We start from the raw sequence: 13,805 nt of genomic DNA, 5'->3' as shown, positions 1-13,805 counted from the left end.
TATTGTCGGCCGAGGCGCGGCCGGCCAGAATGTGCCGGCTTCTAAGGAGTCCGGCACATCGCCATGCACGTCGCCTACAGACAGCGTCGATCGACAGCCACGCGGAACACGCTGACCGCGTGGTTGCTGGTCGCCGGTCTGTTGGCGTCGCCATTGCTGACCTACCTCGCGACGCCGCTCGCGCAACGCCATGCCGACGGCGTGTGGACGGTGCTGTGTACCCTCAAGGGCAACGAGCCGGTCTTCATCGCCCTGGCCGAAGGGCCGGGAACTGGGGAGGCCGATTCCGCCGACTGTCCGGCATTGCAGATGCTGCAGATGTTCGGCCACGCAACCCCTCCCGCTGCAGTGCCCGGTCCGAACAGGATCGCCCATCTGCTGGCGCTGGCCGTCGCGCCGCGCAGTCCAGGCTATTTTCCCGAACACTTCTCCGCCTTTCCGACCCGCGGCCCGCCGCTCGCCTGAACGAAGCGTCGGTCCGATCCCCCGCCTGTACCTGACCGCCCGGTGCTGCGCCTGACGCGCCTGCAGTGCCGTCGACACGGGTGAGGTGCGTCCCGATGCCAAAGGTACGTATCGCTACGTAACTCCGTCCGCAGGTGCCGGTTCGGCTGCCACGCGGAGCGGATGCGAAGCGTGACGACCGGGCTGCGCGTCGAGTGCAAAGGAGAAGCACATTGAACACTTGGTTTGAGCGCCTGGGCTGCATCGCCCTGGGCCTGTCTTTTTCCATCCAGGCAATGGCCGGTGTGCCGGCCTGGGATCTGAACGACGTCAGCATCCTGCTGGCATTGCCGGAGGGAGGCGCGGATGCGATGCCACTGCATCTGTCCCCGAATGAGCGGAGCGCACAGGGTGAGTTGTTGCCAGAGGCGGTTTACGGGCTGCTGCCGACGCTGTACCAGCCCGGCAAGGGCAACGCATCGCTGTACCGCGATTCGCTGCGTGTCACCGCCGTGCGCGTCGATCCCTGCCCGGCGAACTCGGTTGGTGCCTGTGCCGCCGAACTGCGCCTTGTCTGGCAACCGGTCGAGTTTGACGTTACCCAACAGCGCTGGGTGGCGCGCGATGCGGCAGTGCATTGCGTCTATGGCCTGTCCGACAGGACGCTCGATACCCTGCTGGATGGGCTGTGGCGGCTCAAACGTGAAGTGGCGACACAGGGCGTAGACACGCGGGGGGCGTCGCTCGGCGTGCATCCCGCCAGCCGCGATCCGAGAACCGCGGAGGCCTTCGCCGAACGCCTGCGCGCGCTCGTGCTGCAGCATGCCGGGACCGCCAACCTGCGTCGGGTCACGTTCACGGCACTGCTGGTGCCGACGAAGTGGTGGCGCTTCGGCGCCCTGCAACGGGACGACGAGGGTACCTGGCGCGTTCTCGAGATCCCGCGTGTCGATGCACCGCAGGTCGACGTGTTCAACGTCGCCGTCGCCGACGGTGTGGATCTCGGCGCGGAGCGGGGCATGGACGCGATTTTCAACGTTTTGCCGGACGAGTATCCGGCCGCGGACAACCTGTTCACCGTGATCAACAAGGGCTTTCGCTTCAATGACGCGCGCGACCTGCCGGAGTTTGAGCGCAAGCTGGACGCGCTGGCGCGATTTCGCAACCCGCTGCGTACCCATGTCGACAACCTCGACTGCGCGAGCTGTCATTTTGCCGACGCCGCGCGTTTCTACGTCCGCAATCGGTTCCCCGAACTGGACGCGCGCGAATCGGTGGATACCTTTCGCAACCCCGATCCGGAGCGCTTCGATCTCGCCAACGCAACACTCGCGACGCGCTCGGCCCGCACTGTGCGGGCGTTCGGCTTCCAGGGTGCCGACCCGGCGATCAGCCAGCGCACGATCAACGAGTCCGCGGCCGCAGCGCATTGGTTGAACCGCCACATGCCCGGAGCCTCGGGTACGTCGACCGGGGTGTTGGCGAGGGCGGATTGATCTGCGATCGAAACCGCCGGTCTGTCTGTCGGGAGCCAGCGGACCGCGGCACTGCGCCTGCCGCTCAGTGGCGGCTGACTTCGAACTCGAATCGCGCCCGGTAAGAGCCGTCGCTGCCGTCGGCGATGACCACGGCCTGCCACGCCATCTGCCGACGCACGCACACCGGCAGCACCAGCTCGCCGGTGGATGTGCCAGCGTTGCCGACCAGCTCGTGGCGGATCAGGCCCATGTTCATGTCGCGTCCGGTCGACTCGATCACGACCGACTCGACCGCGAGGCCGCCGGTTTCGACCGTCACGGGCAGCGCCGACGACGGCGAAAAGTCCTGCGGCCGCAGCGTGAGGCGGATGAAACCCTTGCCAGCGAACGTCGCCGTGCAGGGGCCGACCCTGAGGTCGCAATCGTCTGCGGCGTCGGCGACGAACTGCGGACGTGGGAACAGCAGAGGCCAGGCGACCGTGCCGAGATAGGCCAGGGCGCCCAACAGTATCGCCAGGCCGAGACCTGCCAGCGGCGCACGCCAGCCGGAGCCATGCCCGGTGAGCGGTAGCGAGGGCGTCATATCAGGTCGCCCCGGCGGAACAGCAGGAAACCCAACCACGCGGTGAGCGTACCCAGCACGACCGGATAGATCAGTGCGAAGGCCATGTAACCGATGGTGCCGAAGTGGTCGAGAATGACATAGGCAGCCGGTCCGAGCATCACGAGCTGTGGATCGAACAGCATCATGGTGCCGGTGCGGAACACCTGCATCGGGTTGAGCAGCGCGATCGCCACCGCGGTCTCGGCCGGTACCTGCTGTTGGATCATCACGCCGAGCAGGATCAGGTCGAGGAACAACAGCAGGGCCAGCCAGACGATGAACGCGGCACCCTGAGCGACGTCGACCGATCGCGCGATCGAGGAGATCAGGATGCCGATGCCGAGGAAGCACCAGGAAAGTGCCACCAGCAGGCCGGTGTAGTAGCCGAACAGCCGCCACGGAATCTGTGCACCCTGCAGCGCACCCCAGATCAGCGCGGCGACCATGGCCAGGAACACCGGCGTGAACACCATCAGGAAACGCCCGGCGAGTTTGCCCCAGTACCAGGCGCCCAGGGGAACCGGCAGCGCGAGCAGGTACTCAAAGACGCCGGCCTCGCGGTCGCCGGCCAGCGAACGTACCGTGGTGATCAATACGAAGATCGGCAGGATCGCCATACTGAGCTGGATGTAGGTAAGCATCAGCCGTGACAGCCCGGTGAAACCCATCACCCGCGACTCGGTCAGGCCGAGTACGAACAGCAACACCACCAGGCCGCCGAACACCAGGGTATAGACCGCGAACCAACGGGCGCGCAGCGATTCGAGGATATCGGTCCAGGCAGTCAGCCACAGGGATGACATCGATGCGCTCCTAGTTCGAGGGTGTCGGTACCACGCGGTGGTCGAGATTGCCGCCGTGGACGTTGTATTGCTGTTCGATGCGGTACACGTGCTGGCGCGCATCGGCGAACCCCATGCTGTCTGCCGACGCATCGACCTGTGCGCCGAGCCCGTACTGCATCGGCGTATGACGCCCGGTGACATAGCGGGCACTGCGTGCGTCGATCCAGTGGCCGTCACGGTAGTCGGTCACCCAGAACTCGACCCCCGGTTCGTCCTTCCAGGGCTGCTGGTCGAGCCAGAGCACGGCACAACCGAAGTCGTCGAATTTGGTCACCTCGCTGCGTCGGCCGTCTTGCGGGGTGTAACGGACCTGGGCAGCGTGCTGGCGATCGCTCAACACCATGTTGCATCGGGTACAGACGTCGCGGTCCCATTTGACCTCGACCGGGCCTGTGCCGGGATCGCCGGAACAGGCGGTTAACAGCAGCACTAGCGGTGCGAGCTGCCATAGGCGGTGCACAGGGCGATCAAGCATTCGCGCGCTCGCGCGGCTGTGCGCCAGCCGTATCCAGTTCGTGCAGTTCGAGCGCAGCGATCAGCGCCGCGTAGCGTGACAGCATGCCGAGGAAACGCAAACGATCGGCGCCCGATACCGTCCCCTGCCAATGCAGGCCCTGTCCGGCGTCGGTGAATCCCCAGGCGGCGATGGCCTTGGCGAAGGCGCCTTCCGGTCGCGACAGCCGCACCGTACAACGCAGGCGGCTTGTCAGATCCACGCTGTCGGCCACGCGGTCGTCGAGCACGACCTTGCCCTGGTCGAGTTCGATCACCCGGTTGACCAGTGGCGCGACCTCGTCGAGGCGATGGCTGGAGATCAGCATCACCGCCTCGTTCTGACGCTCGGCGAGCAACTCGAAGAAGGTGCCACGGGCCTCGGGATCGAGATTGGCCGCGGGTTCATCGAGGATCAGTATGTCGGCATCGCGGCCGAGCGCGGTGGCGATCAGCAGCTTCTGTTTCTGGCCACCGGACAGGCGCACGAAGGGGTGGCGGCGGAAGCGTTCGGCATCGAAGCCGAGGCGCGCCGCCACCGCGGCGATGCGTGCGGTGTCCGCCCCGCACAGTGCCGCCACATAGCGGATCAGTTGTCCGACCGGCATCTTCAGCGGCGGCGGCAACTGCGGCACGAAACCGACATGGCGCAGGACCTCGGTGCGCGCGCGCCGCGGATCGAGCCCGACCAGGTGGATATCGCCATCATGCGTGTATTCGCCGAGCAGGCAGCGGATCAAGGTGGTCTTGCCGGCACCGTTCGAGCCGATCAGCGCGACACGCTGGCCACGCCCGATCTCCAGGTCCAGCCCCTGGAGCACATCGCGCCGGCCAAGGCGTTTGCGCAGTCTGTGGACGACGATCATCGGCCGTTCAACCCAGTTTCTTGGAACCGACGAGCTCGAAGTTCAACGAGTCGGTCGGGCAGATGTCGACGCACAGGCCACAGCGTGTGCAATCCGCACCGATCGGCACCTCGACATCGCGTGCCCGCATGCGAATGGTGGTATCCAGCACATGTGGCACCATGCAGACCTTGCGGCAGTCGCCCTCGTGATGACAGTTCTTTACGTTGTACTTGACACGGATCGGCGAGATGGTACCGACCAGGCCATAGGTGAGGCCGATCGGACAGACGTAGCGACACCAGGCACGGCGCGATACGAAGATCTCGAACAACAGCAGAAACAGCACCCACAACAGCGCCAGACCCGGACCGTATATCAGTGCGCGGCTGACGATGCCGGTCGCCGAGATCGTCTCGAATACCGTATAGCCAGTGACGAGTGCGAGCAGCGCGAAGATCACGTAGAACACCGTGCGTACGCCGCGGTGGAAGGAGACCGGCTTGATCAGCTTCTTGTCGGCCAGCTTCAGGTGCAGTTTCTCGGCGAACTCCGCGAGCAGATGGTAGGGACAGACCCAGGAACAGAAGGTGCGTCCGCCGAGCAGGACCCACAACAGAAACACCGTTACGGTACCGATCAACAGGTTCAGGACCACGTGTTTATAAGCCAGCATGACCTGCAACGCGGAATTCAGGTCCGCCATGTGGAAGCCGACCACGCGTGAGGCCGTCAGCGCACCTTCCACCAGTTGCACGTCGAAGTAGTAGGAGACGACAAACAGCAGGTTGACGATGATCAGCGTCGCCCAGCGCCGGTTGCGCCATTTGTGGCGATGCCGGGTACGCGCGTGCGCCTCTTCCAGTCCGCGCAGTTCCTCCTTGGTCAGTTTGTGCCGGCGTTTCTCCTCGTAGATCTGCTGCACCTCGACCTTGAGTTCTTCCCTGGCGGGTTTGCTCGGCGCGCGACCGAACATCTGTGCGACCGATTCGAGGAAATAGTTCATCGCATTGACCTCAGGCGCTCAGGGTGTCGGCGGTGGTGTCGACGTCGATCACGATCACCGTCTCGTCCACGGGGCAGATCATCTCGCAGACGCCGCAACCGACGCAGCCGTCCTGGATGACCGGCAGCATCGCCTTGCCGCTGCCGATGGGCTCGAGGCGGATCGCGTGGCGTGGCGGGCATTGGTTCGGATCGCCGGATGGTGGTTTGCCGGCATCGCACTGCGCGATGCGGATCTCGATCGGGCACTGGCGCACGCACAGGTCGCACAGTTCCAGATCATAAGGATGTTCGGAGACGGCGATCGGGTTCCAGCGATCGATCTCCTCGAAACGCAGCTTGCCGGTGAAGCCGGGGCCGCGCGCCTGGCCCACGAAGCCTTTTCCCTGTGCGGCGAGACAGGCGGCAGGGCGCGCCACGCGCGCAAAGCCCATCCGTGACTGCGCCGGATAGTTGAGGCTGTGGGTCAGGGCGCCGGTCGGGCAGGCGAGTACGCATTGCAGGCCGTCGCACGAGAAATCACAGGCCTGGGCACGCGCATCGATATACGGCACCCCGACGCCGACGCCATCCGCAAGGTCGGCCAGGTTGATCGCCTCGACCGGGCAGACCTGCACACATTGGCCGCACTTGATGCAGGCGGACAGAAAGTCGCGTTCGTCGAGTTGGGCGTCTTTCAGGGCGCCGGGTGGGCGCAGGCGGTGGGTGCCGCCGCCGGCAACCGGTACCAGGCCTGCAAGCGCAGCGATCAGGGTGCCACCGACCAGCACCGACGAGCGGATGAACTCGCGACGGCTCTGCTCGCGGCGTATTGGTGTCTTGCTCGCCTTGGGAGGGCGGTTTTCTGTGCCCACTGTCAGGAACCTCGCGGTGACGGGAAGTGGCGGGACATCGGTTCCATTCAGTCCTGCCTGCCCAGTGATTTCAACAGCAGCTGGTACGCATCCGGCTCCGCCGGTTGCGCATCGGTCGATTGGCCCGAAGCGTCGTCGCCATTCGGCGACCGGGTGGGTGCGACCGGTGTCGTCGGGGACTTGTCGAGCCGGAACTCGGCGGCCATCAGGGGCTTATTATCCCTCAGCAACAGGTCGGGCGACGTAAAAGGTGCCAGGCGTTCGAGAAAATCCAATACCTCGAGCATCGGCGTGCCCTTGAAGAATCTGGCTGGCGGCACGTCCATCCAGATGCGGTCGGCGTACGCATACTGTTCGTACGGCGTGTCGCCGATGCCGTCGCGATCACGGTCGAACCCCGCATAGTCGTCCCAATGATTGCCGTTCCAGTCGTTGCGTGCTGCGGTCTTGCCGCCGAGGACAGCGACCGGGGTCAGGTTGCCCTTGAGCAGATTGTCCTCGAACACGTTGCCGGTCCAATCGTTCAGGAACTGGATGCCAATACCGTTGTAGGCGAGCAGATTGCCATGGATCCGGTTGCTCGTGTCGGGTTGGAAAGGCGACACGTCGAGATGCAGCCCGGTCGCACAGTACAGGATCTCGTTATCGACGATGTCGACGTCACTGGTCTCCTTGAACCCGATACCGACGCCGGCGGCCCCGACAGCGTGCGAGATGTGGTTTCTGCGGACCACCACGCTGTCGCTGTACATCAGGAAGATGCCGACCGAGTTGCCGCGAAAATCGTTGTCCTCCACCAGGTTGTACTGCGAGTACATGAAATGCAGGGAGTAACGGCCGCCACGCGCCGAATTTCGCCGGATGACGTTGTCGCGCGAATACCAGACGACGATGTCACGCGAGTCGACGACGGTGTTGTCTTCAACGCGGTTCGAGAAGCTGTACCAGAGTCGAATTGCATCGCCGCGTATGCCCAGTTCGACCGGTTTCGAGGTGATGTGGTTACGGCGCACGATATTGTTTTCGGACTGCTGCATATCGACGCCGAACAGGCAGTCCTCAATGCGATTGTCCTTCACGACATTGAAATTGCCGCGTACCTGAACGCCGGCATCGAGGTCGTTGTGAGAGTCGCCGGAGTTGATCAGGTGCAGATTGCGCAGCGTCGCGCCGTCGGTGTCCAGTACCACGACACTGCCTTTTCCTCCGGCATCGATCGTGACCTCGCCACGACCGTCGATATCCAGCGGTTTGTCGACGATGACCGGACCGGCATAGGTGCCGGCCGGCGGTGAAAGCAGGCTGTTCGGTTCCGCCGCGTCGATCAGCGCCTGGAACGACGGCAGCTCGGCCGAGGCGACCGTGGTCAGGATGAGCCAAGCGATCGGTATTGCCGCCCAGGGTCTCGCCAGGCGAACGTGCATCGCCCGATCCTCAGGTATCGGCACGACTGAGTTGCTTGCGGCGCATGATCACCATCAGTGCGACGACGACGCTGAGGACCAGCATCAGACCGAATCCCCAGTACGGGTAAGAGTGCGTCGAGAACTGGGCCACCTTGCCGTCTCCGAACACGGTCGGCATGAACGGCTTGACGGTAAAGGCACCCATGTCGTTCAGGCGGTGGCCGTACCACCAGAGCCAGGCGGAGTAGTCGATGATGAAGAACACCGGCAGCAAGGCGGGCACCGCCGCCAGCAACCAGTACAGGGGCCCTTTGCCGCGGAGCGCGCCGTACAGCAGTACCAGCATCGCAGCGACAATGCCGAAGAACACGACATAGAAGGCGGTACCCATCGCCGACACCAAGGGGCCGATCTCCGCTGGATTGTTGAAGTAGCGCCCAAGACTCTTCTCATAGTGCCAGAGCAGCAGTTGCCGGCCACTGCCGCTCCATTCGGGCACCACGCTGGCACCGCGGCGCTCGCGGTCTTTCTCGTAGGTGACACGCAGGCTCTCGATGTAGTCTGTCTTGGCCGAGCGCTCGGTGACCTCCGCTTCGGCCGCTGCGGCAGGCTGTTCGCCCTTTTCGCGCGCCGCGACCTCAGCCATCTCCGCCTTCAGACGCGCGATGATCCCCGAGGGCTCGGGTTCGGCTTCCGCTTCGCTGCCGGCCTCCTGGTCCATCGAGGTCACCATCGATTCGACGTAGCCGGTGTTCTGGAAGCTGAGCCCGTCTTCGCCGAAGAACGTCACTGCCATCCAACCGACGATGAATGCGAAACCGGCGCTCATGATCCCCAGACGCAACGCCCGCTGGGAACATGCGAAACCCACGATCATGACACCCAGCATCGATACCAGGAACGGTGAGAAGGCGCGCTCGATGACGCCACCGGCCGCAATCGGGTACATGCCGACGTAGTGGTTGATCGTGTCCATCTCGTGCACGCAGTCGAGCGCCTGGTCCTCGCGGATCTCGGTGCTCTCGATCTTGCGGCAGCCGTTGAACACGCCATTCATATGGAAGTGGATGCGGACCCCATCCGGAAAGGCCTCCGGCGGATAGTTGGGTGCCTTCAGGGCGACCCACCAGGTGGGGGCGAAGTAGATCGCCACCAGCAGGGCGATGGCCACGATGGCGAGCGCCATTACCGGGAGGTTTTGACGGATCTGGATGGGCGGGTTCATCGTTGCTAATCCAAAACGGGCTGAGGGGAGGCGGGAAGACCGACCGGTTTCGTAACCGGTCGGTCGAGGCACTTGCGATTACTTGAAGTCCGGGTTCTGCCAGTCGGCCGAGGGTGCCAGCTGGTCTTTCGGTACCGGAACCTGGGTGACGTAGTTGATCACCTGCTTCATATCGTCGTCGCTGAAGCCCTTGATCTGCGCGACCATGTCCGGGTTGGCGTTACGCCGTTTCCCGTCACGGATCCATTCGAACTGACGCACCATGTAGTTGTAGTGCTGGCCGTTGATGCGTGGATAGAACTTTTCCTTGTCGCCCATGCCGGTCTCGCCGTGGCACTTGACACAGTTGTCCTTGTACAGCTGCTCACCCTTGGCATATTCCGGAGTGTCCGGTCCCCATGGGCCGCGCCCGGCCTCGGGGTTCATCGGCAGCTTCTCGATGTAGGCGACCACGTCGGCCAGCGCCTGGGCGTCACCGATCGACTCGGGGAGGGCGAACGGGTACATGGTCGGGTTGTCCCGGTTGCGTGCGCGGATGTCGGCGAGCTGTTTGATCAACACGCCGCGGTGCTGTCCGGCCAGCTGCGGAAAGGTCCCATCCGGCAGACCCCAGCCCTCCGGCAGGTGGCAGGCCGAGCAGACCTCGTACACGTCCATGCCATTTTCCAGGTCGGGTGTCAGATGCAGGGCCTCGTCCTGTTCGCCGCCGCCCTCGTTCCACGAAAACGCCGGGGAGGAAAACAATGCGGCGATGGCCGCCGCGACAATGGTGTGTCTCAGATGTGACGGTTTCATGGGCCAAACTCCTCGAAAATCAGTCGATGCGTCCGAAAGAATGTCGGACTCGAGTGTCTCTGAAATACTAGCCGGAACTGACAAAGGTGCCTTGACAGTAGTCAAGCCGCCAACCGACCGGCCGGCGGCCCGGCTGGCATGCCTCAGAGCGTGGACAGCCACTGTGCGATCGCGTCGATCTCTTCATCGGAGACGAGGTGCATGACCCCCTTCATTGCGGCGGCCTGGCCGTTGGCGCGTGCACCGCTCTTGATGTCTTTCATCTGTTGCGCCGCATAGGCAGCGTTCTGGCCCGCGAGTTTGGGATACATCGGCAATATCGGTGTCTTCGCATCCTTGCCGTGACAGGAGAAGCAGGTCTTCTTCTGGTACAGCTCTGCGCCGTCCAACGCGACCGCGCTACCGGCGGCGAGCACCAACGCCGAGGTCAGCGCGATGCCGACCAGTGGTTTCTTGAACATGGCTGTTTAACCTCGTGAAATTTGTGGCTTTGGGTGGTTGATAACAAAGCCGGGGGGCTCGCGCCCCCCGGTCAGTCCTTTGTTTCGGGTTGCTGTCAGGTCACTTGACCTTCTTCGCCCCGTTCTGTTCCAGGAAGGTCTTGGCGCGCAGACCGAGGTCGGCTGCCTTGACCTGATACTGCCACCACTGGTTGGCCCACAGCATCGCGTTCTGCCAGTCCTGCTTGCCCGCAGCGGCCTCGGATTTCTCCTTGGCACCCTTGGCGAAGCCGAGCTGGTCGGTCGCGTCTTCCACCAGGCCGACGACGGTCGGGAAGTCCTGGTAGTTGTGGCTGGTGATGTAGGCGACCACCTGGTCGATGACCCCCTGGGTCTCGACGTTGGTCTTCACCTGCTTGTCGTAGTCAGCCTGGGTATAGGACTCGCCCTCTTTCATCGAGACGGCGGTGGCTTGATAACCCTTCGGCTGGACCAGCAGGTAGCCCTGCATCTCCAGGTGCAGCGCCGAGCAGAACTCGGTGCAGTAGTAGGGGAAGACACCTTCCTGATCGGCGACGAATGTCGCCGAGGCCGTCTTGCCCGGCTCGATCGAGAGCTGGACGTTCTGGCCGTACATCGCGAAGCCGTGCACCTCGTCCTCGGCACGCTCCAGGTTGGTCAGGTGGATCTTGACGGTGTCTCCGACCTGGGCCTCGATGATCTCAGGCGTGATATGCGAGCGAATGACCGTACCCCAGACCTCGGTGGTGCAGTTTCCGCCGGCATCGCATGTGCGTTCCGTCTTCTCGCGGCCGGCGCGGGTCTTGAACTCCGAGACCTTGTCGGACCGGCTGTCCCATCCGGACTTGTAGCGCACGGCAGGCTTCAGCTTGTCGGCCTTGATCGCGACCACGTAGTGCGGTTCGCCGAGCGGCAGCGGCATGTCGTACAGCAGCTCCATCTTGTCGCCGCTGATGTCGATCAGCTGGTGGTTCTGCGGATGCAGGGGCCCGACCGGGTTGAAGCGGTCGATAGCCAGCTTGTTGAGCGCAACCAGGTACTTGCCATCCGGCGATACCGAGTCACCCTCCATCGAGACCAGGTGGCCGATGTTGTAGTGGATCGATACCTTGTCGAGTACCTTGCCCTGGCAGTAGTCCCATTTCGCAACCATCGAGTCGACGTACAGCGAGGTGTAGACCACGCACTCCTTGCTGTCGTACTGCGTGTGCAGCGGACCGAGGCCCAGCTCCACCTGCTTGTGGATCGAGTCCTTCAGGCTGATGATCGGGATACCGTAGGGGTCCTTGCCTTCGAATTTTCCGGCCTTGATCGCGGCCTGGATCTTGTCGAAGCTGTACACGGTCGCATGGGTGTCGAGCTTGCCCGATACGATCATGAACTTGCCATCCGGCGACACATCGACGCCGTGCGGGCTCTTGACCTCCGGGATCAGGAACAACACGCCTTCTTTCGCGGCGACGTCCATCGGCAGCACATTTCCGCCGTTGACCTTCTTGGTCTTGCCCGCTTTGAACAGCTCTTCCGCTTTCTTCCAGTTGATCACGTGCAGGAAGTCGGTGTCCTTGGCCGAACAGCCGGCTTCGAACGGCGGACGACCGCGCTCGATACCACCAACGTAGCGCTCCGAACAGAATGAGTTGGTGAACGACCAGCCATGCGACGGACCCTTGCCGGCGTCAGAAAGGTCCTGGCTGTAGGGCGGCGCCTCGACGGTGAACGAATTCTCCGGCTCGATGCGGCCGGTTTCGTTGTTGAATTTCCAGTAGGTCACGCCACCGCGGTACTTGTCGTTGAATTCCTCCAACGGGACGAAGTCGTTCTCGAACGGTGCGGCATATTGCGCAGCGGTGATCACATATTCGGTGTTTTCGGTGACGAACGCACCGCCGTGCTGTGATTTGTAGACGGGGTTGACCACGATCTGCTTGGTTTCGAAGTCATGCAGGTCGATGACCGCGACACGTGGGTTGGCCTTGTCGTTGATGAACAGATACTTGCCGTTGTACTCGCCGGCGGTTTCGGAGAATGCCGGATGGTGGGTGTCGCCGTACAGGATGTCCTTACCGCGCACCTTGCCCTGGGCGAGTACCGCCTTCGACTCGTCGTCGAAGCCGTAACCCTGCCAGGGTTCCGGGGTGAACACGCCGATATATTTCAGGATGCGCATCGACGGTATGCCGTAGACGATCACCTGGCCGCTTTGTCCCCCCGAGCTGAACGCAAGGTATTCGTCACGTCCGCCGGTCGGTGTATAGGTTTTGGCCGCCGCGAGCACATCCTTCTCGGTCAGGCCGCGGTCCTTCATCACTTTTTCCAGCTGGCCGTCGGCGAGCGCACTGCCAGTGCCGGTAGCACCGAGCGCAAGGCCAAGCAGCAGCGATAAGGTTGTCTTTTTGGTTCTCATAGTGGGCGGTATCTCCCCTCTTGTCGGTGGTGATTGGTCGATCGCATCATCGACTTTGGCCGGTTACGAGCCTTGATAAAGATCAAGTTTATGAAAATGGACGGGCGCAAATGTGTCGCGCGCAGCGCCTGGGCCGATCGTCGAGGTGATATCGACGGGTGCTTCGTCTTGGCGACGCACCGGCGCGGGACTTTAACCTTATTTAGACACACCGCCGCATCGGTGCCGTTATTATGCCCGCGCCGGTTGCCCGATCAGCTGCTGGCGGGCCTTGTCCTGGAACTCTGTGAGAGCGGGCGTCAAACGCCTTGTCACCGGCGGCGAGGCTGTTGCAGCATTACAGCGCCAGCCGGCCCAATAAACAGAACCCCGATGGAGGAAACATGACTGTCCCTGAGATCACCGAAGACATGATCTTTGCCTGCTTCGCCGCCGCCAAGCAGGAAAGCCGCGCGCACCAGACTGCTGAATCGTTCGTCGATGTCGAGGAATACGAAAACCAGATTATGTATCCCGAGTTCGCCCGTTGGGCCGAGAAGGCCGGGCATCCCGATCTCGCGCGCTTGTTCCGTAAGGTGGCGGGTGAGGAGAAACTGCATGCCGTCTGGTTGCGCGAACTGTACGACGACATCGGTGTGCCGAGCCGCGGCGAGGACACACAGCGGGCGATCGATGCGCTGGAGACGATCCAGGCGAACTGTGACCGTTTGATCGAGATGAATCCGCAGGGCGTCGTCGAAAAGGCGCTGAGCGTCGCGATCAGCGTCGAGGAGCGCGAGTATCGCGATATCTACCCGGGCTTCCGTGACCAGGCACTCGCCGAGGGTCAGCCGGAGACGGCGGCGGTCTATCAGCGGGTGATCGATTCGGAGGCCCAGCACGCCGGCTGGTTCCAGACCGCCCTGGAGGAGTTCCGCCAGACCCAGCGGGCGGCGATGGCCTAG

At 63.2% G+C, this 13,805-nt stretch carries 14 protein-coding genes; 3 read left to right on the top strand and 11 right to left on the bottom strand.

The window, feature by feature from the left end; genetic code table 11:
• The first annotated feature begins 63 nt into the window (after positions 1–63).
• Together H6955_01445 and H6955_01440 are read left to right on the top strand one after the other, a co-directional pair.
• Entirely contained in the window at positions 64–465 is a 402-nt protein-coding gene (locus tag H6955_01445) for a hypothetical protein (protein ID MCP5312189.1), read from the top strand.
• 212 nt (positions 466–677) lie between these two features.
• The gene (locus tag H6955_01440) at positions 678–1,940 is read left to right on the top strand and encodes a hypothetical protein (GenBank protein ID MCP5312188.1); all 1,263 of its coding nucleotides are present in this window, start codon (positions 678–680) and stop codon (positions 1,938–1,940) included.
• Between the two features lie 64 nt (positions 1,941–2,004).
• On the opposite strand, the gene H6955_01435 is transcribed toward H6955_01440, so the two are convergent.
• The 11 genes from H6955_01435 to nosZ all read right to left on the bottom strand — a co-directional run bounded on the left by H6955_01435 (position 2,005) and on the right by nosZ (position 12,861).
• Positions 2,005–2,505, bottom strand: a complete 501-nt coding sequence (locus H6955_01435; GenBank protein MCP5312187.1) for a hypothetical protein — start codon at positions 2,503–2,505, stop codon at positions 2,005–2,007.
• Positions 2,502–3,329, bottom strand: coding sequence for an ABC transporter permease subunit (locus tag H6955_01430; GenBank protein MCP5312186.1), 828 nt, complete (start codon positions 3,327–3,329; stop codon positions 2,502–2,504). Before H6955_01430 ends, H6955_01435 begins: the two co-directional genes overlap by 4 nt.
• Before the next feature lie 10 nt (positions 3,330–3,339).
• The gene (locus tag H6955_01425; GenBank protein ID MCP5312185.1) at positions 3,340–3,846 is read right to left on the bottom strand and encodes a nitrous oxide reductase accessory protein NosL; all 507 of its coding nucleotides are present in this window, start codon (positions 3,844–3,846) and stop codon (positions 3,340–3,342) included.
• A complete protein-coding gene (locus H6955_01420; GenBank protein ID MCP5312184.1) occupies positions 3,839–4,729 on the bottom strand; it encodes an ABC transporter ATP-binding protein in 891 nt (296 codons plus the stop codon). The genes H6955_01425 and H6955_01420 overlap by 8 nt, the downstream gene beginning before the upstream one ends.
• Before the next feature lie 7 nt (positions 4,730–4,736).
• On the bottom strand, positions 4,737–5,714 hold the full coding sequence (locus H6955_01415) for a NapH/MauN family ferredoxin-type protein (protein ID MCP5312183.1): 978 nt from the start codon (positions 5,712–5,714) through the stop codon (positions 4,737–4,739).
• A gap of 10 nt (positions 5,715–5,724) precedes the next feature.
• The gene (locus H6955_01410) at positions 5,725–6,567 is read right to left on the bottom strand and encodes a 4Fe-4S binding protein (protein ID MCP5312182.1); all 843 of its coding nucleotides are present in this window, start codon (positions 6,565–6,567) and stop codon (positions 5,725–5,727) included.
• Positions 6,568–6,614: 47 nt separating this feature from the next.
• Positions 6,615–7,991 (bottom strand): nitrous oxide reductase family maturation protein NosD, encoded by a 1,377-nt coding sequence (gene nosD / locus H6955_01405; protein MCP5312181.1) that lies wholly within the window; start codon positions 7,989–7,991, stop codon positions 6,615–6,617.
• Between the two features lie 10 nt (positions 7,992–8,001).
• The gene (locus H6955_01400) at positions 8,002–9,198 is read right to left on the bottom strand and encodes a hypothetical protein (protein ID MCP5312180.1); all 1,197 of its coding nucleotides are present in this window, start codon (positions 9,196–9,198) and stop codon (positions 8,002–8,004) included.
• A gap of 78 nt (positions 9,199–9,276) precedes the next feature.
• Positions 9,277–9,993, bottom strand: coding sequence for a c-type cytochrome (locus H6955_01395; GenBank protein MCP5312179.1), 717 nt, complete (start codon positions 9,991–9,993; stop codon positions 9,277–9,279).
• A gap of 143 nt (positions 9,994–10,136) precedes the next feature.
• Complete coding sequence (locus tag H6955_01390) at positions 10,137–10,454, bottom strand: c-type cytochrome (GenBank protein ID MCP5312178.1); 318 nt, start codon at positions 10,452–10,454, stop codon at positions 10,137–10,139.
• Between the two features lie 100 nt (positions 10,455–10,554).
• The gene (gene nosZ, locus H6955_01385; GenBank protein MCP5312177.1) at positions 10,555–12,861 is read right to left on the bottom strand and encodes a Sec-dependent nitrous-oxide reductase; all 2,307 of its coding nucleotides are present in this window, start codon (positions 12,859–12,861) and stop codon (positions 10,555–10,557) included.
• Positions 12,862–13,244: 383 nt separating this feature from the next.
• On the opposite strand from nosZ, the gene H6955_01380 reads away from it, so the two are divergent.
• A complete protein-coding gene (locus tag H6955_01380; protein MCP5312176.1) occupies positions 13,245–13,805 on the top strand; it encodes a hypothetical protein in 561 nt (186 codons plus the stop codon).

Source organism: Chromatiaceae bacterium (assembly GCA_024235395.1).
Classification (GTDB): Bacteria; Pseudomonadota; Gammaproteobacteria; order Chromatiales; family Chromatiaceae; genus Thiosocius.
The sequence above is the reverse complement of the archived record's forward strand: the minus strand, read 5'-3'. Positions and strand labels throughout refer to the sequence as shown.

What these genes read in the sequence shown, in the direction of transcription:
- H6955_01445 (MCP5312189.1), top strand. Translation starts at nt 64, where the DNA reads ATGCACGTCGCCTACAGACAGCGTCGATCGACAGCCACGCGGAACACG.
- H6955_01435 (MCP5312187.1), bottom strand. Translation starts at nt 2,505, where the DNA reads ATGACGCCCTCGCTACCGCTCACCGGGCATGGCTCCGGCTGGCGTGCG.
- H6955_01430 (MCP5312186.1), bottom strand. Translation starts at nt 3,329, where the DNA reads ATGTCATCCCTGTGGCTGACTGCCTGGACCGATATCCTCGAATCGCTG.
- H6955_01425 (MCP5312185.1), bottom strand. Translation starts at nt 3,846, where the DNA reads ATGCTTGATCGCCCTGTGCACCGCCTATGGCAGCTCGCACCGCTAGTG.
- H6955_01420 (MCP5312184.1), bottom strand. Translation starts at nt 4,729, where the DNA reads ATGATCGTCGTCCACAGACTGCGCAAACGCCTTGGCCGGCGCGATGTG.
- H6955_01415 (MCP5312183.1), bottom strand. Translation starts at nt 5,714, where the DNA reads ATGAACTATTTCCTCGAATCGGTCGCACAGATGTTCGGTCGCGCGCCG.
- nosD (MCP5312181.1), bottom strand. Translation starts at nt 7,991, where the DNA reads ATGCACGTTCGCCTGGCGAGACCCTGGGCGGCAATACCGATCGCTTGG.
- H6955_01400 (MCP5312180.1), bottom strand. Translation starts at nt 9,198, where the DNA reads ATGAACCCGCCCATCCAGATCCGTCAAAACCTCCCGGTAATGGCGCTC.
- H6955_01395 (MCP5312179.1), bottom strand. Translation starts at nt 9,993, where the DNA reads ATGAAACCGTCACATCTGAGACACACCATTGTCGCGGCGGCCATCGCC.
- H6955_01390 (MCP5312178.1), bottom strand. Translation starts at nt 10,454, where the DNA reads ATGTTCAAGAAACCACTGGTCGGCATCGCGCTGACCTCGGCGTTGGTG.
- nosZ (MCP5312177.1), bottom strand. Translation starts at nt 12,861, where the DNA reads ATGAGAACCAAAAAGACAACCTTATCGCTGCTGCTTGGCCTTGCGCTC.
- H6955_01380 (MCP5312176.1), top strand. Translation starts at nt 13,245, where the DNA reads ATGACTGTCCCTGAGATCACCGAAGACATGATCTTTGCCTGCTTCGCC.